Genomic DNA, 21744 nt, shown 5'->3' on the forward strand with positions numbered 1-21744 from the left:
GGTCAGCCTTTCAGACCGGTTCCGGCGATGCCTTCGACGATGCGGCGCTGGAAGAACAGGAAGAGGAGTACGAGCGGAAGCGCACCGAGGATGGCCGAGGCCATCGTGTCCGCGTACCGGATGCCGTAGGTGCCCTGCACGGTGGCCAGCCCGACCGGGATGGTCATCAGCTTCGGGTTGGTCATCACCAGCAGCGGCCAGAGCAGGTTGTTCCAGCTCCAGACGAAGGTGAAGATCGCCACCGCGGCGACCACCGGACGGCTCAAGGGCATGACGACCCGCCAATAGGTACGGAAGAAGCCGGCCCCGTCCACCCGGGCCGCCTCGTCGAGGTCGCGGGGCACCCCGTCGAAGAACTGTTTGAAGATGAAGACCGCGATGGCCGCCGGCACCTGCGGCAGGACCACCGCCCAGTACGTGTTCAGCAGCTGCAGCGCCGCGAACTCCCGGAACTGCGCCACGATCAGCGCCTGCTGCGGGATCATGATGCCGATCAGGACGAACCAGAAGATCAGCCACCGGAACCGGAACCGCATCCGGGACAGCGCGAACGCGGCCATGCTGCCGGTCAGCACCGTCGCCGCCGCGGTCAGGGTGGAGGTGATGAAGCTGGAGGCGTACCAGTTCCAGATCGAACCCTGGCTCAACAGCGTGCGATAGGACTCCAGCGTCGGGTCCTGGATCGCCCAGGTCGGGTTCGTGGTCTCCGAGTTCGGTTTGATCGAGGTGTCCACCGCCCAGGCGATCGGCACCAGCCAGATCACGGCGAAGGCGATGAGCACTCCCGCGCAGGTGGCGTTGAACAGCTTGATCCGCCGGTCGACGGACTCGCGGGTGACAGTGGGCGCGGTGATCGTCGTCATCACAGCCTCTCTTCCTGCCGCCGGGTGAGCACCACCCACACCGTGGAGACGGCCAGTATGAGAAGGAAGAACAGCGTCGAGACCGCGGAGGCGTAGCCCACGCGGAAGTCGGTGAAGCTGACGTCGTAGATGTACTCGAGCGCCGGCCGGGTGCTGAAGTTCGGCCCGCCGCTGGTCATGATGTACATCTGGTCGAACACCTTGAGCGAGGCGATCACCTGCAGCACCACGACCAGTGAGGTGGTGCGGCTGAGCATGGGTACGGTGATCCGGCGCACCTGCTGGACCGGCCCGGCGCCGTCCATCGACGCCGCCTCGTACAGCTCGCGGGGGATGTCCTGCAGGCCGGCCAGGTAGAGCACGAAGTTGAAGCCGAGCGTCCACCAGACGGTGGTCAGGGCGAGGGACCACATCGCCAGGTCCGGGTCGCCGAGCCAGCTGGGCTCGGCGAAGCCCAGGGCGGTCACCATCCGGCTGAGCAGGCCGAGTTCCGGGGTGTACATCCACATCCAGATCAGGGCGACGACCGCGGACGGCAGGATGTACGGCAGGAAGAACGCCAGCCGGAAGAACCAGCGGCCGCGGCGCACCCGGTCGGCCATCAGCGCGAGCAGGAACGCCAGGATCACCAGCGGTGGGGTGGTGAGGATGGTGAACCACAGGGTGTGCCACATCGACGCCCAGAACGCGGCGTCGCCGAGGGCCTCGGTGTAGTTGCGCAGGCCGGCGAAGCTGCCCAGGCCCGGCCGGACCAGGCTGGTGTCGAACAGGCTCATCAGGAACATGTAGAGCGTCGGGCCGATGACGAACAGCAGGTAGAGCACCAGGAACGGCGCCATCATCAGCAGTGCGGGCCGGGTGTGGCCGGGGCTTTCCGCAGTGTCCGGCGGTAGCGGTGTCTCCCCGGTCACCGGGCGGTCCGGTGCGGTGGTCACGGTCATGTCAACCTCCTCAGACCGGCGAGGGCAGGGCCGCGAGGGCGCTGAGACGGGACCGCAGCTGCTCGATCGCGGCCTGCGGGGTGAGCTGGCCACCTTCGACGGCGCCGACGGCCGAACCCATGACGTTCTCGAAGTTGGAGCCGGACCCGGTGTACCAGGCGGGCGGGTCGTAGACGGCGGCGTCGGCCGCGGCCGCGTAGTTCGACTGCGGCGTGAGCTTCCGGTAGGCCTCGCTGTCGGCGACCGGCAGCCAGGTCGGCACGTGCCCGCCCTCGGCCCAGTTCATGCTCTGGTCGAGCAGCGCCTTGACGAAGCCGAGCGACAGGTCGAGCTGGCCGGGGGTCTGGTCGTCGCGGCGGGGCAGCACCAGGGTGTGCGAGTCGGCGTGCACCACGTACGTGCCGCCGAAGACGTTCGGCACCAGGGTCATCCCGAACGGCATCTTGGCGGTCTGGAAGGTGCTGATCTCCCATTCGCCGTTGATGTGGAACCCGGAGGCGCCGGCCGCGAACAGGGCGATCGCGCCCTGGTAGTCGATGCTGCCGGGCATCAGGCGCCGCTCCACGGTGAGCGACCGCAGATACTCCAGCACCTGCAGCGCCTTGGCGTCGTCCAGCACCACCCGGGTGCCGTCGTCGGCGATCACCTCGCCGCCGAGCTGGCCGTACAGGGTGTGGAACAGCCGCCAGCAGGTGGCCGGGTCGGCGTCGATGCCGTGGGTGGCGCCGAACTGGCCGGTGACCTGCTGCGCCTTGGCGAAGGCGTCGGCCAGGGCGTCCGGCCCCTCGATCGGTTTCAGCGCGCCGCCGGCGTCGAGCAGCCCGGCCTCGCCGCAGATGTCGGTGTTGTAGAACAGCACGATCGGATGGGTGTCGAGCGGGATGGCGTACGCCCGGCCGTCGACCAGACCGGCCTCCCACGCCCGTTTGTTGAACATCTCCGGCGCCATGCCGTGCCGGGCCAGGTCCTCGGGGCGCAGTTCCTGCAGCAGGTTGCCGCGCTGCAGGGTGAGCATCCGGGTCAGGTGCGACACGGCGACGTTCGGCGGCTTCGCGCCGACCGTGGCCAGTGACAACTTCGTGTAGTACGGGTTGCCCCAGGCCAGCGTGACCGCCTGCACCGGGGTGCCCGGGTTCGCCGCCCGGTAGTTGGCGACCATCTGCTGCATGCGTACGCCGTCACCACCGCCGAACAGGTCCCAGTACTCGACGGTGCCCTGGTCCAGCGGGGTGTTCGCCAGCCCGGCCACGACCGGTGACGAGCATCCGGCCAGACCGGCGGCCCCGGCGCCGGCCAGCATGCCACGTAGCAGAGTACGGCGATCCATGCGTCAGCCCTCCTGATCTCGCTGATCGACGGGCGCCACTCAGATTAAGACCATGTGACGGGTGGTGACACAGGTGTTGCATGGAGCAGCACAACGGGCCGAGATCAAAACCCGGCGGGGAACCCCTACGATCGCGGGGTGACTACGGCGACAGCTGAGACCGGTATCGATGCCCCGTCGGGCGCAGCGACCGAGCCCGCGGGCGTACGCGGTGTGCCCGCCATCGTCCGAGAGCGGCTGCGGACCCTCGAGAACTGGCTCGACCCGTACTCGTGGCTGGTCACCGCGGTCATTGTGGCGATCGCCACGATCCTGCGCCTGTACGGGATCAGCCGGCCCAACAAGCTGATCTTCGACGAGGTCTACTACCCGACCGACGCCTGGGACATGCTGCAGCACGGCGTCGAGTGGGACCCGGAGAACAACGGCCCGGCGTACGTGGTGCACCCACCGCTCGGCAAATGGCTGATCGCCGCCGGCGAGCAGATGTTCGGCAACACCCCGCTGGGCTGGCGGTTCCCGGCCGCGATCGCCGGCATCCTGATGATCCTCATCCTGATCCGGGTCACCTACCGGATGTTCCACTCGATCGTGCTGGCCGGCATCGCGGGCCTGCTGATGACGCTGGACGGCTTCCAGTTCGTGCTGTCGCGCACCTCGCTGCTCGACATCTTCCTGGGCCTGTTCATCCTGGCGTCGTTCGCCGCGATGGTGCTGGACCGCGACCACTACCGGCGCAGCCTGTTGCGCCAACTCGAAAGCGGTCAGCGGCGCCGGATCGTACCGTGGTGGATGCTCGCCGGTGGTGTGCTCTTCGGCCTGGCCTGCGGGGTCAAATGGAGCGCGCTGTTCTTCCTGCCCTTCTTCGCCGCGCTGATCATCACCTGGCGGGTGCAGGCGCGCCGCTCGGCGGGTCTCCCCCGGCCGGTGCTCTCCGGCATCCTCGGCGGGCTCGGCTGGGGCGTGCTCAGCTTCGTCCTGACCGCCGTGTTCTACCTGACCACCTGGGCCGGATGGTTCCTCACCGACACCGGCTACTACCGGCACTGGCGCGCCGACAACGGCCTCAGTGAGCCACCGGTGCTGGGCGCGCTGCTCAACCTGATCCACTACCACGAGCAGGCGTACACCTTCCACAGCGGCCTGACCAAGACCCACCCGTACCAGTCCTGGCCCTGGCAGTGGCTGCTGCTCGGCCGCCCGGTCGCCTTCGAATGGGTCACCCCGAGCGGCTGCGGCGCTTCCAGCTGCGCCAGCGAGGTGCTGCTGCTGGGCACCCCGATCCTGTGGTGGTCGTTCCTGCCGGCCCTGGTCGCCCTGCTCTGGCTGGCCGTCTCCCGCCGCGACTGGCGCGCCTACGCCATCCTCACCGGCGCCGTGGCCGGCCTGGCCCCGTGGTTCTGGTTCGCGGTGGCCGACGGCCGCACCATGTTCTCGTTCTACGCCCTGCCCGCCCTGCCGTTCCTGATCCTCGCCGTGGTCTACGTCCTGGGCGCCGCCATGACGCCCCCGGACGGCATGGCCGCCGGCTCGCAGCGCACCGACCGCCAGATCATCGGCGCGGTGGCGGTCGGCATCTATGTGGCCGCGGTGGCCCTGTGCTTCGCCTACTTCTACCCGATCTTCACCGGCCAGCTGATCCCCTACGACGACTGGCTGTCCCGCATGTGGCTCGACAGCCGCTGGATCTGAGGCTTCGCAGGATCGCGATAGTCAACTTCTTTACTATGCAACTCGTTACGTATTAGCGTGGCGCGATGACGAGCCGCTACCCCACGCTGCTGAGCCCGCTGGATCTCGGCCACACGGTGCTGCGCAACCGGGTCGTCATGGGCTCGATGCACACCAAGCTCGAGGACCGGAAGCGGGACCTGCCGAAACTGGCGGCGTTCTTCGCTGAGCGCGCCCGCGGCGGGGTGGCCCTGATGGTGACCGGTGGCTACGCGCCGACCTGGCGTGGCTGGCTGGCCCCGTTCGGCAGCCGGATGACCAGCGAACGCCACGCCCTGGCGCACCGGGTGGTGACCGATGCCGTCCACCAGCACGGCGGCAAGATCCTGCTGCAGGTGCTGCACGCCGGCCGGTATTCGTACCATCCGTTCAGCCTCGGCGCGTCGGGCCGCAAGTCGCCGATCACACCGTTCCGGCCGCGGGCGATGAGCACCCGGCAGGTCGACCGGACGGCGAGCGCGTTCGCCCGGGCCGCGCTGCTGGCCCGCCGGGCGGGCTACGACGGTGTCGAGATCATGGGCTCGGAGGGGTACCTGATCAATCAGTTCCTCGCCGCGCGGACGAATGACCGCTCCGACGCCTGGGGCGGCTCGGCCGCGAAGCGGATGCGGTTCCCGCTCGAGATCGTGCGGCGCACCCGGGAGCTGGTCGGCGAGGACTTCATCGTCCAGTACCGGATCAGCCTGCTCGACCTGGTCGACGACGCGCAGACCTGGGACGAGACCGCCGAACTGGCCCGCGAGCTGCAGACCGCCGGGGTGTCGCTGTTCAACACCGGCATCGGCTGGCACGAGGCCCGGGTGCCCACGATCGTCACGTCGGTGCCGCCCGCGGCCTTCGCCTGGGCCACCGGCAAGCTGCGCGCCGAGGTGTCGGTCCCGGTGATCGCCTCGAACCGGATCAACCGCCCGGAGACCGCCGAGCAGATCCTCGCCGCCGGTGAGGCCGACCTGGTGTCGATGGCCCGGCCGCTGCTCGCCGACGCCGAGTGGGTCGCCAAGGCCGCCCAGCAGCGCGAACAGGAGATCATCACCTGTATCGCGTGCAATCAGGCCTGCCTGGACCACACCTTCCGCAACGAGCGGGCCACCTGTCTGCTCAACCCGCGGGCCGGGTACGAGACCGAGCTGGTGCTGCTGCCGACCCGTACCGTCAAGCGGGTCGCCGTGGTCGGCGCCGGGCCGGCCGGGCTGGCCGCCGCGATCGAGACGGCCGGCCGCGGGCACCGGGTGGAGCTGTTCGAGGCGTCCGGCACGATCGGCGGGCAGTTCCGGCTGGCGGCGCGGATCCCCGGCAAGGAGGAGTTCGCCCGCACCCTCGACTACTACCGGCACATGCTCGACCTTCGCGGCGTCGAAGTGCACCTCGGCAGGGCCGCCACGGTCGACGACCTGGCCGGTTTTGACGAGGTCGTAATCGCGACCGGCGTACGGCCTCGGATCCCGCAGATCCCCGGCATCGAGCATCCGAAGGTGCTCACCTACCAGCAGTTGCTGGACGGCGCCGAGGCCGGCGACCGGGTGGCGATCATCGGGGCCGGCGGCATCGGTTTCGACGTCGGCGAGTACCTGCTGCACGAGCCGCACGAACCGCTCGACCAGTGGATGCGCCGCTGGGGCGTGACCGACCCGCAGACCGCGCCCGGCGGCCTCACCACCAAGGTGAAGTCCCCGCCGCGCCGCGAGGTCTACCTGCTGCAGCGCAAGGCCGGCGGGCTCGGCAAGGGCCTGGGCAAGACCACCGGCTGGGTGCACCGCACCACGCTGCAGGACTCCGGGGTCACGATGCTGCGCGCCGTGGAGTACCTGCGCGTCGACGACGAGGGCCTGCACATCTCGGTGCCGACCGACCCGCGCAACCCCAGGTCGCCGCGCGAGACCCGGGTGCTCGACGTCGACACTGTGCTGCTCTGCGCCGGGCAGACCTCGGTCCGCGAGCTGGTCGCCCCGCTCGAACAGCGCGGCGTCAGCGTGCACGTCATCGGCGGCGCGGACGTCGCCGCGGAACTCGACGCCAAACGGGCCATCAAGCAGGCCACCGAACTCGCCGCCACCCTGTAGAACCGGAGCCACCATGAAGTACGTGACCACCGAGGTCGGGAACGGGATCGCGCAGGTCCGGCTCAACCGGCCGGACAAGCTCAACGCGCTCACCCTCGACACCCTCGACGATCTGATCACCACGGCCCGGGGGTTGCGCCGCGACCGTACGCTGCGCGCCGTCGTGATCGCCGGCGAGGGCGACTCGTTCTCCTCCGGACTGGACATGGCCACGGTGCTGCGGACGCCCGGCCGCATCGTGAAGGCGTTCCTTCCCGTACCGTGGCGGGGCACCAACCGCTTCCAGGAGGCCTGCTGGGCCTGGCGGCGGCTGCCGGTCCCGGTCATCGCCGCGGTGCACGGCCACTGCTACGGCGGCGGCCTGCAGATCGCCCTGGCCGCCGACTTCCGGTACGCCACCCCGGACTCACGCTGGTCGGTGCTGGAGGGCAAGTGGGGCATCATCCCCGACATGAGCGGCATCCGCACCCTCACCGAGGTGCTCGGCCCCGACGTCGCGAAGCGGCTGACGATGACCGCCGAACAGTTCTCCGGTACCGAGGCCCAGCGGCTCGGCCTGGTCACCGAGCTGCACGACGAGCCGGTCAAGGCCGCGACCGCCTTCGCCGAGACCCTGCGGACCAAGTCGCCGGACGCGCTCGCCGCCGCCAAACGCCTGATCAACGGCGCGCTGACGGCCAGTGCCCGGCGAACCTTCGCCCGCGAGCGGCGCGAACAGATTCGGTTGCTGCGCCTGCCGAACACGAAGATCCAGCGCAAAGCCGTCGCCACGAAGAGCACCGCCGAGTTCGGGCCGCGGGCCCGGTGAGCGCACGCCCGTAGGATGCCAGCGTGGCCTTGAGGAACGCGCTGCTGGCGGCGCTGATCGACCGGGAGTCGTCCGGGTACGACCTCGCCAAGCAGTTCAGCGTGTCGGTGGCCAACTTCTGGACCGCCACCCCGCAGCAGCTGTACCGCGAGCTGGAGAAGATGCAGGCCGACGGCCTGCTCTCAGCCCGGGTGGTCAAGCAGGACAGACGCCCGGACAAGCGGCTCTTCTCGGTCACCGAGCAGGGCCGCGCCGCGCTGTACGCCTTCACCCAGCGCGACCCGAAGCCGACCACCGTACGCGACGAGCTGCTCATCCAGGTCGAGGCGCTGGCCCACGCCGACGTACCCAGCGTCCGGTCCTCGATCGAAGCCCATCTCAAGACCAGCCGGCAGCGGCTGGAGACCTACGAACGGTCCCTGGCCGACATCCTCGGCAGCCGCAGCCACGACGAGTTCCTGGCCACCGGCAACCGGATCGGCCCGTACCTGACCCTGCAGCGGGGCATCAGCTTCGAACGGGAGAACATCACCTGGGGCCGGCTGGCCCTTGACATTCTCGCCCGACGTTTTCCGGACTCCTAGTCATCCAGGGCGGCCGCGGCTCCGAACCATTGCCATGGCTGAGCATGGCATCGGAGGGCGTCGGGAGCATCTGGCCGCTGTGCCCGGCGGCCCGCCCGTGCAGGACGCGGGTGAGCTGCTGCAGGCCGTGGCCCTCGGCGACGAGAAGGCGTTCGGCACGTTGTACAACCTGGTCGCGCCGCGCGTCTACGGGCTGATCCGGCGCGTGCTGCGCGATCCGGCGCAGGCCGAGGAGGTCGCGCAGGAGGTGCTGGTCGAGGTCTGGCGCTCGGCCGCCCAGTTCGATCCGCGGCGGGGGTCGCCGACCGCGTGGGTCTTCACCATCGCGCACCGGCGCGCGGTCGACCGGGTACGCGCCGAGCAGGCCGCGTCCGACCGGGCGTACCGGGCCGGGGTCGCCTCGGTGGACACCCCGTACGACGAGGTGGCCGACGAGGTTGCGGTGCGCTGGGAACGCCGCCAGGTGCGGTTCTGCCTGGACAACCTGACCGACCTGCAGCGCCAGGCGGTGACCCTGGCCTACTACCAGGGCCACAGCTACCCGCAGGTGTCCGAGCTGCTCGGGGTGCCACTGCCCACGATCAAGTCCCGCATGCGCGACGGTCTCATCCGCTTGCGGGACTGCCTCTCGGCGGGGGTGGCGGCATGAGCGACGAGGTGCACTCGCTGATCGGGCCGTATGCGCTGGACGCCCTGGACGACATCGAACGTGCCGCGTTCGGCCGGCACCTGCGCGAGTGCGAGATGTGCCGGATCGAGGCGGACGAGCTGCGCGCGGCCGCGGCCCGCCTGGCCGACGGCGCCTGGTCGGTGCCCCCGCCGCGGCTACGCGACAACGTCCTGGCAGCCATCGCGAACACCCGGCAGGTCCCGCCGACCCGTCCGGCGCCGCGCCGGGGCCGGCAGCACCTGCGCCTGATCGCCACGGCCGCCGCCGTGCTCGCCGCGGCCGGGGTGGGCGCGAGCGTCTACACCGTTCAGGATCAGCGGGTACGCCGCGCCGAGACGAGCGCCGAGGCGGCGAGCAACCGCGAGGCCCGGGTCCGCGCGATCCTGGCCGCACCCGACGTGATGGTCCGCCAGGAGCCGCTGACCGCCGGCGGACAGGTCACCGTCGCCAGCTCCCGGCTGTACCAGGCCGGGGTGATCATGCTGGCCGCCGACGGCGCGCCGCGGGACGGCCGGGTGTACCAGCTCTGGACGATCCGGTCCGGGGCTGCGGCGTCGGCCGGTGCGCTCGGTGAGGGACAGACGGCCGCCGTACAGCTGGTGGACGGTCTGCCGGGGGCGGACGTGGGGGTGACGATCGAGCCGAGCCCGGGATCCGCGCAGCCGACCGGCCGCCTGCAGGCGCTGGTGCCGTTGACCTGAGTGCGCGGGGTTGATCCGGGCCGTACGGGGTACCGGGGCGCTCATGCGTCTCACCGTCAACGGCATCGAGCACGATCTGGACATCGATCCGCGTACCACCGTGCTCGACGCGCTGCGCGAGCACCTCGATCTCACCGGCGCCAAGAAGGGCTGCGACCACGGGCAGTGCGGCGCCTGCACGGTCCTGCTCGACGGGCGCCGGGTGAACAGCTGCCTGCTCCTGGCCGTCGCCCACCAGGACGCACGGATCACCACGATCGAAGGGCTCGGCGAGGCCGGCGAACCGGTGCAGCGCGGCTTTCTCGACCACGACGGTTTCCAGTGCGGCTACTGCACGCCGGGGCAGATCTGCTCGGCGGTCGGCATGCTCGACGAGGTGGCCCGCGGCTGGCCCAGCGCCGCGACGCCGGCCGAAGGCGACGATCTGCTCAGCGATGCGGAGATCCGCGAGCGGATGAGCGGCAACCTCTGCCGCTGCGGCGCCTACCCCAACATGGTGCCGGCGATCCGGCAGGCGGCGGGCCGATGAAGACCTTCGATTACCGTACGGCCACCGCGCTCGACGACGGTCTGGAACCAGGCGCCGTCTTCCTGGCCGGCGGCACCAACCTGGTCGACCTGATGAAACTCGGCGTCGCCACCCCGGACATGCTCGTCGACGTCAACCGGCTCCCGCTCGGCGAGGTCACCGAGACACCGGACGGCGGTCTGCGGATCGGCGCGGCGGTGCGCAACAGCGACCTGGCCGCCGACCCACGGGTGCGCAGCGCGTACCCGGTGCTCAGCCAGGCCCTGCTGGCCGGCGCCTCCGGGCAGCTGCGCAACATGGCCACCACCGGCGGCAATCTGCTGCAGCGCACCCGCTGCCCGTACTTCATGGACGCGAGCAAGCCGTGCAACAAGCACGCGCCCGGCTCCGGCTGCCCGGCCCGCGACGGCGACCACCGCAACCTGGCGATCCTCGGCGGCTCGCAGGCCTGCATCGCCACCCACCCGTCGGACATGGCGGTCGCGCTGGCCGCGCTCGGTGCCGTGGTACACGTCGACGGGCCGGCCGGGCCGCGCAGCATCGCCGTCACCGATCTGCACCGGCTGCCCGGCGACACGCCGGAACGCGACACCGTCCTCGAGCACGGCGAGCTGATCACCGCCGTGGAGCTGCCGGCGCTGCCGTTCGCCGCCCGGTCCGCCTATCGCAAGGCCCGCGACCGGGCGTCGTACGCATTCGCGGTCGGCTCGGTCGCCGCCGCGCTGGACGTGGCCGACGGCGAGGTCCGGGACGTGCGGCTGGCGTTCGGCGCAGTCGCCCCGAAGCCGTGGCGGGCGTTCACCGCTGAGCAGCAGCTGCGCGGGCGGCCGGCCACCAAGGAGGAGTTCCTGGCGGCGGCCGACGCCGAGCTCGCCGGGGCGCAGCCGTTGCGCGACAACGCGTACAAAATCAGTCTTCTGCGCAATCTGACCGCCGCGGTCCTCGCCCGGCTGGCGGAGGAGGTCCGATGACCGCGACGATGCCCGGCGCGGTCGGCGCGCCGCTGGCGCGCCTGGAGGGTCCGGAGAAGGTTTCCGGCACGGCCCGGTACGCCGCCGAGTATCCGCAGGACGACGTGGCGTACGGATGGGTCGTGCAGTCCCCGGTGCCGTGCGGCCGCCTGGACGCCGTGCTCGCCGACCCGCTGGCGGACGCGGTCGCGGTGCTCTGGCACGGCAACGCCCCGCAGCTGACCGCGGTGGAGGACCCCGAGCTCGCTGTGCTGCAGTCGGCGCGGATCAGCTACCGCGGCCAGCCGGTTGCGCTGGTGGTCGCCGACACCCTGGAAGCGGCCCGCCGGGCCGCGCAGGTCCTGCAGCTCGACATCACCGCGGAGGAGCACGACGCGGTCCTGCGCACCGACCACCCTGATCTGTACGCCCCGGAGACGGTCAACCCGGGTTATCCCACCGAGACCACGGCCGGTGACGTCGAGGCCGCGCTGGCCACCGCGCCGGTGAGCGTGGACGTCACCTACCGCACACCGGCGCTGCACAACAACCCGATGGAACCGCACGCCACCATCGCCCGGTGGGACGGCGACGACCTGGTCCTGCACGACTCCAACCAGCATCCGTCCGGCGTCGCCGCGACCGTCGGCGAGGTGTTCGGCCTGCCGCCCGAGCGGGTGCACGTGATCACCGAGCACGTCGGCGGCGGCTTCGGCTCCAAAGGCACGGCCCGGCCCAACGCGGTGCTGGCCGCCCTCGCCGCGAAGGTGACCGGCCGCCCGGTCAAGGTGGTGCTCCCCCGCCAGGCGATGTTCAGCGTCGTCGGGCACCGCACCCCGACCGTCCAGCGGCTGCGGCTCGGCGCCGAGGCGGACGGGACGCTGACCGCGATCGAGCACGTGGCGTACTCGCAGACCAGCCGGCTCTACGAGTTCGCCGAGCAGACCGCGGTGACCACCCGGCACATGTACGCGGCGCCGAACCGGCGTACCGCCCACCAGCTGGTGCGGCTGGACATGCCGACGCCGCGCTGGATGCGCGCGCCCGGCGAGGCGCCCGGCATGCTCGGCCTGGAATGCGCGATGGACGAGCTCGCCGCCGAACTCGGCATGGACCCGATCGAGCTGCGCATCCGCAACGAGCCGGCCGTCGAACCGGAGGGCGGCACCCCGTTCACCAGCCGGCACTACGTCGAGTGCCTGCGCGCCGGCGCCGAGCGTTTCGGCTGGTCCGGCCGGGATCCGCGGCCCCGGCAGCGGCGCGAGGGCGACTGGTGGATCGGCACCGGGGTGGCGGGCGCGAGCTATCCGACGATGGCGCAGCCGTCGACCGCCCGGGTGCGGGCGCTGGACGACGGCACGTTCGAGGTGGCCATCGGCGCCGCCGACCTGGGCACCGGCGCGCGCACGATCCTCACCCAGATCGCGGCGGACGCCCTCGAGGTGCCGGCCGAGCGGGTCCGGATCCGGATCGGCGACAGCACCCTGCCGAAAGCGTCGGTGGCCGGCGGCTCGTCGGGCAGCGCATCCTGGGGCTGGGCGGTCACCGGCGCCTGCCGCGAGCTGCGCTCCTCGGGACAGTCCGAGGCCACCTTCGACACCACCGAGCAGGTGCAACAGCAGGAGACCGAGGGACGGCACGCCTTCGGCGCACACTTCGCCGAGGTACGCGTGGACGCCGTCACCGGCGAGGTCCGGGTCTCCAGGATGTTCGGCATGTTCGCCGCCGGACGGATCCTGAACCCGCGGACCGCCCGCAGCCAGTTCCTCGGCGGCATGATCATGGGGATGGGCATGGCCCTGCACGAGGAGGGCGTCCTCAACCCGGCCATGGGCGCCTGGGTCAACCACGACCTGGCCGGCTACCACATCCCCGCGCACGCCGACGTGGAGCAGATCGACGCCGCCTGGCTCGACGAGACCGACGACCAGATCAACCCGATGGGCAGCAAGGGCATCGGCGAGATCGGCATCGTCGGCTCCCCGGCCGCCATCGTCAACGCGGTCTGGCACGCGACCGGCGTACGGGTGCGCGACCTGCCGGTACGCCTCGACAAGCTGCTCGGGAGTGCTTGACAAGCTGTCGGCATGTCAGCCACCGCCCTCGTCACCGTCCTGGAGCTGATCGGGCTCTACGTGTTCGCCACCTCGGGCGCCCTGATGGCGATCCAGAAGGGCTTCGACGTCGTCGGCATCGCGATCCTCGCACTGCTGACCGCGCTCGGCGGCGGCGTCGTCCGCGACCTGATCATCGGAGAGACGCCGCCGGCCGCCTTTCGCGACGTGATCTACCTGGTGATTCCGCTGGTGGCCGCGGCGGTGACGTTCTTCGCCCATCCGCTGATGGACCGGCTGGCGTTCACCGTGCTGGTCTTCGACGCCGCCGGGCTCGGCCTGTTCTGCGTCACCGGCACCCTGAAGGCGCTGCACTTCGGGCTCGGCGCGGTGCAGGCGGTGCTGCTCGGCGTCATCACCGCCGTGGGCGGCGGCGTGCTGCGCGACATCACCGCGCGGGAGACGCCGGCGCTGGTCCGGGTCGAAACTGATCTGTACGCCATTCCGGCCGCCGCCGGCGCGGTGCTCATCGTCGTCGCCCACCACGCCGGCTGGCCCATGCCGGTGGTGGCGACCGGCGCCGCGGCCGGCGTCTTCGCCTTCCGCATCGTCGCGATGCTGCGCCACTGGACCGCCCCGGGCGCCTACAACTGGCGGCGCAGTCAGCCCGAGTAGGTGTCGAACAGGGCGTTGCGGAAGACCAGCCGCGGGTCCAGCCGGGCTTTCGCGGCCATCGCCGCAGTCCAGGCCGGGTACGCGCGACGCAGCTGCGCGGCGGTGGCATGCACCCGGTACGGCAGGTAGAAGGTCCCGCCGGCCCGGTCCGCCGCGTCGATCAGCGCCCGGGTCAGCTCCCGCATCCGCCCGTCCGCCGCCGCGGTCCGCTCCTGCCGGAAGTTCATCACCAGGCCGAACACGTCCTGCCGGGCGTACGCGAGCACGCTGCGGGTGTCCCGCCGCACATCGCGCACGGTGACGTTGAGCAACTCGACTCCCCCATCAGCGATGAGGGGCCGCGCGGCCTGGACGAACTCCCACAGCCGCTGCCGCGGGACGAAGTACTCGTGCAGGATGTCGCTGGTCTGCTCGGAGTGGTCGGCGAAGACCGCGGCCGGCTGGTTCTGGATGGTGTTGCGGCTCATCGGGCGCGCCAGCCAGGGCGCGGCCTCCCGCTCCAGGTGCCAGCGCAGCGTCTTGCCCAGGCCGCTGCCGGCCGAGTTGCGGAACACGGCGCGCTGCAGCTCCGGCGCGGCGGGCCGGGTCAGCGGAAGCACCGCGCCCACGGTTCCCGCCTCGGGCTCGAACCGCACCAGGATCGCCTCGGCCAGGAAGTTACGCGGATCCACCGACAGCCGGCCGTACGCCATCTCGCTGCCCTCGTCGACCAGCGCCGCGAACGTGGCGGCGTAGTCGCTGGTCCGCACGGCATGGAAACTCGGCCGGTAGATCGCGTTGGGCCACACCTCCAGGTCGGCGTCAAGGATCACACCGAACAGGCCGTAACCGCCCAGCACCAGGCCGAACAGCTCGGCGTTCTCGCCCGGCGAGCAGGTCAGCACGTCGCCGGAGGCGGTGAGCAGCCGCAGCCGCCGTACCGTGCCGGCGATCGGCGGGTGCCCGGCGTGCCAGCCGTGGCAGTTGACGCTCAGCGAGCCGCCGACCGAGAAATCGTGGTTCGACTGCATGACCTTCGGCGACAGGCCGGCGGCGTTGAGCACCGGGATGAGCTCACGCCAGGTGGCTCCCGCGCCGACCCGGACGACCTGGGCGGCGCGGTCCAGCTCGATCCGGTTCATCGGCCGGGTGTCCAGCACCCAGCCGCCCGCCAGCATGCTCTGGCCGCCCATCGAGTGCCGGACGCCCGCGACGGCCAGCGGCGGGTCCTGGCCGGCGGCGATCCGGCGCAGCAGCGGGGCCACGGTCCCGGCGGTGTCCTCGGATGACGCGTCGGCGAACAGCACACCGCGTACTGATGTGGGGTTGAGTCTGCTGGCGTCGTCGAGCAACGCGCCCGGCGCCGCGCTGCCGGAGATCTCCCCCGGCTCAGCCCACCGCGTGGCGGCGAGGGTTCCCGCGCTGCCCAGGGCCAGTGCGGCGGCCGCGGTCGCGCCGTGGGTCAGGACCTGTCGCCGTGTCGGGCGCTGTCGACCCATGATCACGCCGCCGAGTACACCACAGCGGCCCGGGTCACGTTAGGCCGGCCGGAAGGGTGGGCATAGGAACAAGTGGAACACCGTACTCGAGAGCAACAGGGAAGGCATTCGATGACCACCTACGACAGCACTGTCGGTGCCCGACAGAACTTCGCCGCAGGTTCCGGCACCGTCGAGGCCACCCAGGACGAGCTCAACGGTTCGCGCCTGGCCTCGGCCGGGCAGGCGGCCCGTAAGCGCCCCGGCATCACCTCGGCGGCTGTTGCCGCCGTCGCGGCGGTCGCCGCGGCCGGCGTGATCGGCGGCCGCAAGGTCGCGCAGGCGCGCCGCCCGCAGAGCCGCTGGCAGCGCATCGCGAACCGCGGGCAGAGCGTCCTGCACCGCGGGCAGAGCCTTCTGCGCCGCGGTCGCTGATACCGGCGTTCCGATGGGCCGCAGCCGATTCCGGCTGCGGCCCATCGCCGTCTCCGCCCGGCTGACATGATCCCCCGGTCGATCACCGCACGGCCGCTCGCCGAAAACGTGCCGCCGGTCATGATGCTGCTGCCGCCGGCCGGCGTGGACTTCGAGGAGATCATCCTGCGCCCGACCGGTGGCCGGTAGCGCCGAAGGGGTGTTCGGCACGTTCGTTCTCCCGTGCACTTGCCTATTCGACAGAATCTAGTAAACCTATAGGCATTGCGCTGAATGAAAGGGCCGCCATGTCGCTCAAGTTCCACTGGTTCCTCCCGACGAACGGCGGCGACGGCCGGCACGTGGTCGGCGGTGGTCACGGCCTCGCGGCCGGCAGCTCCGGCCGCCCCGCGGACGTCGCCTACCTGAGCCAGGTGGCCCGCGCCGCCGAAGACAACGGCTTCGCAGCCGCGCTGACCCCCACCGGCGCCTGGTGCGAGGACGCCTGGCTCAGCACCGCGCTGCTCAGCCAGAACTCCACCCGCCTGAAGTTCCTGGTCGCCTTCCGCCCCGGCCTGGTCTCGCCGTTCCTGGCCGCACAGATGGCCGGCACCTTCCAGAACATGACCGGCGGCCGGCTGCTGCTCAACGTGGTCACCGGCGGCGAGAGTCACGAGCAGCGGATGTACGGCGACTACCTGGACAAGGACGCCCGCTACCAGCGCTGCGACGAGTTCCTGGAGATCGTGCGCCGGCTCTGGGCGGGCGAGACCGTCGACTTCCACGGCGAGCACCTCTCCGTCGACGCCGCCACGCTGGGCCAGATCCCGGACCCGGTCCCGGACATCTACTTCGGCGGTTCCTCACCGGCCGCCGGCATCGTCGCGGCCAAGCACGCCGACGTGTACCTGACCTGGGGCGAGCCGCCGGCCGCGGTGGCCGAGAAGATCGCCTGGATCCGCAAGCTCGCCGAAAAGCAGGGCCGCGGGCCGGACAACCGGCCGATCCGGTTCGGCATCCGAATGCACACCATCACCCGCGACACCGCCGAGGAGGCCTGGGCGGAGGCGAACCGGCTGCTCGCCGGGATCTCCCCGGAGACCATCACCAAGGTCCAGCAGGGCCTGCGGCTCAGCGAGTCGGAGGGCCAGAAGCGGATGCTGGAGCTGCACGGTGGCCGCACCGACGACCTGGAGATCTACCCGAACGTCTGGGCCGGGGTCGGCCTGGTCCGCGGCGGCGCCGGGACCGCGCTGGTCGGCAGCCACGAGCAGGTCGCCGACCGGATCGCCGAGTACGCCGCGCTCGGCATCGAGGAGTTCGTGCTCTCCGCGTACCCGCATCTGGAGGGCGCGTACTGGTTCGGCGAGGGCGTGCTGCCGGTGCTGGCCGAACGCGGCCTGTGGAAGGACGAGCGGCCCCGCCGCAATCACAGCAGCACGGTGCCTTTCGCCACCGCGGGACGGGCCCGGCCGTGACCACCTTCGCCACCAACCAGGATCTCGACCCGTCGCGGCTGCGCCAGGCGTTCGGCGTCTTTCCCAGTGGTGTGGTGGCGCTGGCGGCGTCGGTCGACGGCGAGCTGGTGGGGCTGGCCGCCAGTTCGTTCACGTCGGTGAGTCTCGATCCGCCGCTGGTTTCGGTGTCGATTGCGCGTACCTCGAAAACCTGGCCCGACCTGCGCCGCGCCGCCCACCTCGGGGTGACCGTGCTGGCCGCACACCACGGCGCGCTGTGCCGGCAGCTGGCCGGCCCGGTCGAGCACCGCTTCGACGGAGTCCGCGCCTCGGTGACCGAGGCCGGCGCCGTCACCGTCGACGACGGCCTGGCCCACTTCGACTGCTCGATCTACCGGGAGGTCGAGGCCGGCGACCACGTCATCGTGCTGCTGCGACTGCACGCCGTGAACCACACAGCGGACCAGAACGGCGGCCCGCTGGTCTTCCACCGATCCGCATTCGGGCGTCTGTCGCCCGGCTGAGGAAGCGTACTCTCCGGAGTGGTTGCCGAGGGGGTGGTCGGCCGTGGCGGACTGGCTGGAACCGTTCGTCGCCCGGATCAACAGCGCCGGCGACCTGGACGCGGCGCTCGACGTCATGCGGCGGCAGGACCGGCGCGACGGCGTGCCCGAGGTGGGCCGGGCCGCCCGGCAGGCCGAGCTGGGGCACGCGCTCTTCCTGCGGTACGAGCAGCGCGGCCATCGCCGGTCCCTCGACGCCGCGCTGCGCACGATGGAGTCCGCCGACCCCGGCGAACTGGCCGACAACCTCGGCGGCGTTCTCCTGCGCACCTACGAGCTGGACAGCGCCCCGGCCCTGCTGGACCGCTCGATCACCTCGTACACCGAGGCGGTCCGCCGCACGCCGGCCACCGCGCCCGAACGCTCCGGCCGGCTGAGCAATCTCCGACGACTCCCCGGAACTGGCCCGCCGGCTGGTCAGCCTCGGGTACGGCCTGCTGCGCCGCGACGGCGCCACCGACGCGGACCGGGCCGCCGAGCTGCTCGAACGGGCGGTGGAGCGGACTCCCGGCGACTCGCCCGACCTGCCGCGCCGGCTCAACATGTACGGCGCGGCTCTGATCCGTCAGGCGGCCGATCCGCCCCGGGCCACCGCGACACTGCGCCGGGCCTGCGAGTCCGCCTTGGTGATCGACCCGCAGACCGCGCTCTTCTCGGCACGTCTCTGGGGCTGGTGGGCGGAGAACCGGCAGGTCTGGCCGGAGGCGGCCGAGGCGTACGGTTTCGGTCTGGCCGCGATGCGCACGCTGGTCCGCGTTCAGCTGGTGCGCACCGAGAAGGAGAACTGGCTGCGGGAGACCGCCGGCCTGGGCACCGAGGCCGCCTACGCCCACACGGCCGCCGGCTCGCCGCACGAGGCAGTGGTCGCCCTGGAGCAGAGCCGGGCCGCCCTGCTGGACGAAGCGCTGCAACGCGAGCGCGCCGACCTCGATCAGCTGCGCGGCACCCAGTGGGAGCCCTTGATCGACCGGTACGTGCAGGCGGCCGTCCGCGAGCGCGACCTGCAGGCTCTGCCGGTATCTGAAATGCCGGTCGTTGCCCGGCCGCACACGGTGGGCTGAGGCTTCGGGGGACGGAAGGGAGAAGTCCATGACCGTTCCCACCGCGCCGCCACCGGCCGAAGCACCCGGCGGCGGCCCGGAGAAGATTGACGCCGAGACCCGGGTGGAGCTCTACCGCACGATGGTGCTGGTGCGCGCCTTCGAGGAGGCGATGCTGCGGGAGTACCACGCCGACAAGGGTCCCGGTTTCGACATCGGCAAAGGCCTGGTGCCGGGTGAGATGCACCTGGCCGCCGGGCAGGAACCGGTCGCCGCCGGCGTCTGCGCGCACCTCAGCACCGACGACGCGGTCACCGCCACGCACCGCCCGCACCACTTCGCCATCGCCCACGGCATCGACCTGCGCCGGATGACAGCGGAGATCTTCGGCCGCGAGACCGGGCTGGGCCGGGGCCGCGGCGGGCACATGCACCTGTTCGACCCGCAGACGCATTTCTCCTGCTCCGGCATCATCGCCGAGGGCTATCCGCCGGCGCTCGGGCAGGCCTTCGCGTTCCAGCGCCGGGGCACCGACCGGATCGCGGTCGCGGTCACCGGCGAGGGCGCGGCCAACCAGGGCGCCTTCCACGAGTCGCTGAACCTGGCGGCGCTGTGGAAGCTGCCGGTGGTGTTCATCGTCGAGGACAACGACTGGGGCATCTCGGTGCCACGATCGGCGTCGACCAGCGTGCCGTCGAACGCGGCCCGCGCCGCCGCCTACGACATGCCCGGCGAGCGGGTCGAGGACAACGCGGTCGAGGCCGTGTACGCGGCGGCCGGCCGCGCAGTCGCGCGGGCCCGCGCCGGCGACGGGCCGAGCCTGATCGAGGTGCACACGTTGCGGTTGTGGGGGCATTTCGAGGGCGACGCCCAGGGCTACCGCAAGGACATCGAGGACGTTCCGGGCCGCGATCCGATTCCGACGTACGAGCGGACGCTGCGCGAAGCCGGCCTGCTGGACGACGACGCGGTCTCGCAGTTGCGGGCGTCGGCTGCCGCCCACGTCGAGGACGCGGTGACGTTCGCCAAGGACAGTCCCGCGCCGGATCCGGCGGAGGCGCTGCGCTACGTGTTCGCCGGGGGTACGTCATGACGGCGACGGCGGAGACCCACCGGCTGACCACGGCGAAAGCCATGGTCGACGGCATCGCGGCGGAGATGGAACGCGACCCGTCGGTCTTCTACCTCGGTGAGGACGTCGGCGCCTACGGTGGCATCTTCGGATCGTCGACCGGCCTGCTCGACCGGTTCGGCGCGACCCGGGTGATCGACACGCCGATCTCGGAGACCGCGTTCATCGGGCTGGCCGTCGGCGCGGCGGTCGAGGGGATGCGGCCGATCGTCGAGCTGATGTTCGTCGACTTCTTCGGCGTCTGCATGGATCAGATCTACAACCACATGGCCAAGATCTCGTACGAGTCGGGCGGCAACGTCCGCGTGCCGATGGTGCTGACCACCGCGGTCGGCGGCGGCTACAGCGACGGCGCGCAGCACAGTCAGTGCCTGTGGGGCACGTTCGCGCACCTGCCCGGGATGAAGGTCGTGGTGCCGAGCAACCCGTACGACGCCAAGGGCCTGATGATCTCGGCGATCCGCGACGACAGCCCGGTCGTCTACATGTTCCACAAGGGCGTCATGGGTCTGGCCTGGATGGCGAAGAACCGGCGCGCGATCGACGAGGTGCCGGACGAGGCGTACACCGTACCGATCGGCAAGGCCCGCATCGCCCGCCCCGGCGCCGCGGTGACGGTCGTGACGGTCTCGCTGTCGGTGCACCACACCCTCGACGTCGCGGAGAAGCTGGCCGGCGAGGGCATCGACGTCGAGGTGATCGATCTGCGCAGCCTGGTCCCGCTGGACCGCGACGCCATCGTCACCTCGGTCCGCAAGACCGGCCGCCTCGTGGTCGTCGACGAGGACTACCTGTCGTTCGGCCTGTCCGGCGAGGTGGTGGCCTCGGTGACCGACGTGGACCCGTCCCTGCTGCGCGCCCCGGTGGCCCGGGTCGCCGTTCCGGACGTGCCGATCCCGTACGCGCACTCCCTGGAGTACGCGGTGCTGCCCCGCCACGACCGCATCGAGGCCGCCATCCGCGACGTGGCCGCGGCATGACCGAGGTCCTGTTCCCAGCGCTGTCGAAGGAGGATCCGGCAGCGCTGGGCGTCCTCACCACCTGGTTCGTCACCGACGGCGACCAGGTCACGGCCGATCAGCTGCTGGCCGAGGTCCAGGTCGACAAGGTCTCGGTCGAGGTCCCGTCCCCCATCACCGGCGTCATCCATCTGCTGGTCGACGAGGAGGCGGAGGTCCGCCAAGGCAGCCCCATCGCCACCATCGCGGGTGGTTAGGATGACCGCATGAGCGCCGAGGCAGTTGGCAGGTCTTTCCCTGCAGCCGTCACGCTCGATGATCTTGCGGCGATGAATGCCGCCGACCGGTTCGGCCATCGGTACGAGCTGAGCCCCGAGGGAGCGTTGTCGGTCATGCCCCCGGCCGATTCAGAGCACGCCGCGATCGCAAGCCGCTTGTTCGCCTGGCTGATCCTGGCCGGGCTGCCAGCAGAGCAGATTCTCCAGACGGTCGGAGTCAAGCTGCCAGGCCCGGCAGGTGAGGGTGGCCGTATCCCCGACCTGACGATCTGGTCGGCGCCCCAACCGCGCAGTGTCTGGCTGCCGTTGACCGACCTGCTCGTGGCAGTCGAAATCGTTTCGCCGGGCTCCGCCGCGATGGACGAGGTCGTCAAGGTGCGGGAGTACGCCGAGGCCGGAATCCCGCGGTACTGGATGGTCGAGCGGGACGCCGCGCAAACCGTGACGCTGCATGTGCTCGGCTCAGACGGCGTCTATGCGGTCGCCGCCAAGATGCCGCTTGCCTGGCTGCTGCAGACCGCACCGGCCGACCACCACATCGGCGCCTGATC

General features: G+C 71.2%; 23 protein-coding genes. 19 read left to right on the forward strand and 4 right to left on the reverse strand.

The annotated features are described in order from the left end of the window. Window positions 1-2: 2 nt before the first annotated feature. From OHA21_RS21105 to OHA21_RS21115, 3 genes are read right to left on the reverse strand one after another with little or no spacing between them, the layout of a single operon-like run. On the reverse strand, window positions 3-863 hold the full coding sequence (locus tag OHA21_RS21105) for a carbohydrate ABC transporter permease (protein WP_328476129.1): 861 nt from the start codon (window positions 861-863) through the stop codon (window positions 3-5). Further along, window positions 863-1804 carry a carbohydrate ABC transporter permease gene (locus OHA21_RS21110; protein WP_328476131.1) on the reverse strand — a complete coding sequence of 314 codons (942 nt, stop codon included), beginning with the start codon at window positions 1802-1804 and terminating at the stop codon, window positions 863-865. The genes OHA21_RS21105 and OHA21_RS21110 overlap by 1 nt, the downstream gene beginning before the upstream one ends. A gap of 10 nt (window positions 1805-1814) precedes the next feature. Beyond that, window positions 1815-3131, reverse strand: coding sequence for an extracellular solute-binding protein (locus tag OHA21_RS21115; protein WP_328476133.1), 1317 nt, complete (start codon window positions 3129-3131; stop codon window positions 1815-1817). 138 nt (window positions 3132-3269) lie between these two features. Between OHA21_RS21115 and OHA21_RS21120 the strand changes: the two genes are divergently transcribed. The 10 genes from OHA21_RS21120 (at window position 3270) to OHA21_RS21165 (ending at window position 13893) form a co-directional block, all read left to right on the forward strand. Then, window positions 3270-4823 (forward strand): dolichyl-phosphate-mannose--protein mannosyltransferase, encoded by a 1554-nt coding sequence (locus OHA21_RS21120; protein ID WP_328476135.1) that lies wholly within the window; start codon window positions 3270-3272, stop codon window positions 4821-4823. 65 nt (window positions 4824-4888) lie between these two features. Then, window positions 4889-6922, forward strand: a complete 2034-nt coding sequence (locus OHA21_RS21125; RefSeq protein WP_328476137.1) for an NADPH-dependent 2,4-dienoyl-CoA reductase — start codon at window positions 4889-4891, stop codon at window positions 6920-6922. Between the two features lie 13 nt (window positions 6923-6935). Then, window positions 6936-7730 (forward strand): crotonase/enoyl-CoA hydratase family protein, encoded by a 795-nt coding sequence (locus OHA21_RS21130; protein ID WP_328476139.1) that lies wholly within the window; start codon window positions 6936-6938, stop codon window positions 7728-7730. A 23-nt stretch (window positions 7731-7753) separates the two neighbouring features. Beyond that, window positions 7754-8314 carry a PadR family transcriptional regulator gene (locus OHA21_RS21135; protein WP_328476141.1) on the forward strand — a complete coding sequence of 187 codons (561 nt, stop codon included), beginning with the start codon at window positions 7754-7756 and terminating at the stop codon, window positions 8312-8314. A 34-nt stretch (window positions 8315-8348) separates the two neighbouring features. Beyond that, window positions 8349-8963 carry an ECF RNA polymerase sigma factor SigK gene (gene sigK / locus OHA21_RS21140; RefSeq protein ID WP_328476143.1) on the forward strand — a complete coding sequence of 205 codons (615 nt, stop codon included), beginning with the start codon at window positions 8349-8351 and terminating at the stop codon, window positions 8961-8963. Beyond that, window positions 8960-9685, forward strand: a complete 726-nt coding sequence (locus tag OHA21_RS21145) for an anti-sigma factor (protein WP_328476145.1) — start codon at window positions 8960-8962, stop codon at window positions 9683-9685. The genes sigK and OHA21_RS21145 overlap by 4 nt, the downstream gene beginning before the upstream one ends. Window positions 9686-9728: 43 nt before the next feature. Then, window positions 9729-10214, forward strand: coding sequence for a 2Fe-2S iron-sulfur cluster-binding protein (locus OHA21_RS21150; protein ID WP_328476147.1), 486 nt, complete (start codon window positions 9729-9731; stop codon window positions 10212-10214). Then, window positions 10211-11185, forward strand: coding sequence for an FAD binding domain-containing protein (locus tag OHA21_RS21155; protein ID WP_328476149.1), 975 nt, complete (start codon window positions 10211-10213; stop codon window positions 11183-11185). Before OHA21_RS21150 ends, OHA21_RS21155 begins: the two co-directional genes overlap by 4 nt. After that, entirely contained in the window at window positions 11182-13239 is a 2058-nt protein-coding gene (locus OHA21_RS21160; RefSeq protein WP_328476151.1) for a xanthine dehydrogenase family protein molybdopterin-binding subunit, read from the forward strand. Before OHA21_RS21155 ends, OHA21_RS21160 begins: the two co-directional genes overlap by 4 nt. Before the next feature lie 12 nt (window positions 13240-13251). After that, entirely contained in the window at window positions 13252-13893 is a 642-nt protein-coding gene (locus OHA21_RS21165) for a trimeric intracellular cation channel family protein (protein WP_328476153.1), read from the forward strand. On the opposite strand, the gene OHA21_RS21170 is transcribed toward OHA21_RS21165, so the two are convergent. Beyond that, entirely contained in the window at window positions 13881-15371 is a 1491-nt protein-coding gene (locus tag OHA21_RS21170) for an FAD-binding oxidoreductase (RefSeq protein WP_328478476.1), read from the reverse strand. The two genes, OHA21_RS21165 and OHA21_RS21170, sit on opposite strands and share 13 nt — an antisense overlap. A 111-nt stretch (window positions 15372-15482) precedes the next feature. On the opposite strand from OHA21_RS21170, the gene OHA21_RS21175 reads away from it, so the two are divergent. From OHA21_RS21175 to OHA21_RS21215, 9 genes are all read left to right on the forward strand, one after another. Next, window positions 15483-15785 carry a hypothetical protein gene (locus OHA21_RS21175; protein ID WP_328476155.1) on the forward strand — a complete coding sequence of 101 codons (303 nt, stop codon included), beginning with the start codon at window positions 15483-15485 and terminating at the stop codon, window positions 15783-15785. A gap of 66 nt (window positions 15786-15851) precedes the next feature. Beyond that, window positions 15852-15974 carry a hypothetical protein gene (locus OHA21_RS21180; protein WP_328476157.1) on the forward strand — a complete coding sequence of 41 codons (123 nt, stop codon included), beginning with the start codon at window positions 15852-15854 and terminating at the stop codon, window positions 15972-15974. 98 nt (window positions 15975-16072) lie between these two features. Further along, window positions 16073-17242: an LLM class flavin-dependent oxidoreductase gene (locus tag OHA21_RS21185; RefSeq protein WP_328476159.1), complete on the forward strand. Its 1170-nt coding sequence runs from the start codon at window positions 16073-16075 to the stop codon at window positions 17240-17242. Next, a complete protein-coding gene (locus OHA21_RS21190) occupies window positions 17239-17745 on the forward strand; it encodes a flavin reductase family protein (RefSeq protein WP_328476161.1) in 507 nt (168 codons plus the stop codon). Before OHA21_RS21185 ends, OHA21_RS21190 begins: the two co-directional genes overlap by 4 nt. Window positions 17746-18278: 533 nt before the next feature. Further along, entirely contained in the window at window positions 18279-18845 is a 567-nt protein-coding gene (locus OHA21_RS21195) for a hypothetical protein (protein WP_328476163.1), read from the forward strand. A 28-nt stretch (window positions 18846-18873) separates the two neighbouring features. Beyond that, window positions 18874-19917, forward strand: coding sequence for a thiamine pyrophosphate-dependent dehydrogenase E1 component subunit alpha (locus tag OHA21_RS21200; RefSeq protein WP_328476165.1), 1044 nt, complete (start codon window positions 18874-18876; stop codon window positions 19915-19917). After that, the gene (locus tag OHA21_RS21205) at window positions 19914-20936 is read left to right on the forward strand and encodes an alpha-ketoacid dehydrogenase subunit beta (protein WP_328476167.1); all 1023 of its coding nucleotides are present in this window, start codon (window positions 19914-19916) and stop codon (window positions 20934-20936) included. Before OHA21_RS21200 ends, OHA21_RS21205 begins: the two co-directional genes overlap by 4 nt. Next, window positions 20933-21172, forward strand: a complete 240-nt coding sequence (locus tag OHA21_RS21210; protein WP_328476169.1) for a lipoyl domain-containing protein — start codon at window positions 20933-20935, stop codon at window positions 21170-21172. The genes OHA21_RS21205 and OHA21_RS21210 overlap by 4 nt, the downstream gene beginning before the upstream one ends. Before the next feature lie 9 nt (window positions 21173-21181). Beyond that, window positions 21182-21742 carry a Uma2 family endonuclease gene (locus tag OHA21_RS21215; RefSeq protein WP_328476171.1) on the forward strand — a complete coding sequence of 187 codons (561 nt, stop codon included), beginning with the start codon at window positions 21182-21184 and terminating at the stop codon, window positions 21740-21742. Window positions 21743-21744 lie beyond the last annotated feature (2 nt).

Origin of the sequence: Actinoplanes sp. NBC_00393 (assembly GCF_036053395.1) — a bacterium.
GTDB lineage: Bacteria > Actinomycetota > Actinomycetes > Mycobacteriales > Micromonosporaceae > Actinoplanes.

Excerpts from the sequence above, each read along its gene's own strand:
- OHA21_RS21205 (WP_328476167.1), top strand. The coding sequence starts at position 19,914 with ATGACGGCGACGGCGGAGACCCACCGGCTGACCACGGCGAAAGCCATG.
- OHA21_RS21125 (WP_328476137.1), top strand. The coding sequence starts at position 4,889 with ATGACGAGCCGCTACCCCACGCTGCTGAGCCCGCTGGATCTCGGCCAC.
- OHA21_RS21215 (WP_328476171.1), top strand. The coding sequence starts at position 21,182 with ATGAGCGCCGAGGCAGTTGGCAGGTCTTTCCCTGCAGCCGTCACGCTC.
- OHA21_RS21170 (WP_328478476.1), bottom strand. The coding sequence starts at position 15,371 with ATGGGTCGACAGCGCCCGACACGGCGACAGGTCCTGACCCACGGCGCG.
- OHA21_RS21180 (WP_328476157.1), top strand. The coding sequence starts at position 15,852 with ATGATCCCCCGGTCGATCACCGCACGGCCGCTCGCCGAAAACGTGCCG.
- OHA21_RS21165 (WP_328476153.1), top strand. The coding sequence starts at position 13,252 with ATGTCAGCCACCGCCCTCGTCACCGTCCTGGAGCTGATCGGGCTCTAC.
- OHA21_RS21160 (WP_328476151.1), top strand. The coding sequence starts at position 11,182 with ATGACCGCGACGATGCCCGGCGCGGTCGGCGCGCCGCTGGCGCGCCTG.
- OHA21_RS21175 (WP_328476155.1), top strand. The coding sequence starts at position 15,483 with ATGACCACCTACGACAGCACTGTCGGTGCCCGACAGAACTTCGCCGCA.
- OHA21_RS21210 (WP_328476169.1), top strand. The coding sequence starts at position 20,933 with ATGACCGAGGTCCTGTTCCCAGCGCTGTCGAAGGAGGATCCGGCAGCG.
- OHA21_RS21185 (WP_328476159.1), top strand. The coding sequence starts at position 16,073 with ATGTCGCTCAAGTTCCACTGGTTCCTCCCGACGAACGGCGGCGACGGC.
- OHA21_RS21155 (WP_328476149.1), top strand. The coding sequence starts at position 10,211 with ATGAAGACCTTCGATTACCGTACGGCCACCGCGCTCGACGACGGTCTG.
- OHA21_RS21130 (WP_328476139.1), top strand. The coding sequence starts at position 6,936 with ATGAAGTACGTGACCACCGAGGTCGGGAACGGGATCGCGCAGGTCCGG.
- OHA21_RS21200 (WP_328476165.1), top strand. The coding sequence starts at position 18,874 with ATGACCGTTCCCACCGCGCCGCCACCGGCCGAAGCACCCGGCGGCGGC.
- OHA21_RS21115 (WP_328476133.1), bottom strand. The coding sequence starts at position 3,131 with ATGGATCGCCGTACTCTGCTACGTGGCATGCTGGCCGGCGCCGGGGCC.
- sigK (WP_328476143.1), top strand. The coding sequence starts at position 8,349 with ATGGCTGAGCATGGCATCGGAGGGCGTCGGGAGCATCTGGCCGCTGTG.
- OHA21_RS21110 (WP_328476131.1), bottom strand. The coding sequence starts at position 1,804 with ATGACCGTGACCACCGCACCGGACCGCCCGGTGACCGGGGAGACACCG.
- OHA21_RS21150 (WP_328476147.1), top strand. The coding sequence starts at position 9,729 with ATGCGTCTCACCGTCAACGGCATCGAGCACGATCTGGACATCGATCCG.
- OHA21_RS21145 (WP_328476145.1), top strand. The coding sequence starts at position 8,960 with ATGAGCGACGAGGTGCACTCGCTGATCGGGCCGTATGCGCTGGACGCC.
- OHA21_RS21105 (WP_328476129.1), bottom strand. The coding sequence starts at position 863 with ATGACGACGATCACCGCGCCCACTGTCACCCGCGAGTCCGTCGACCGG.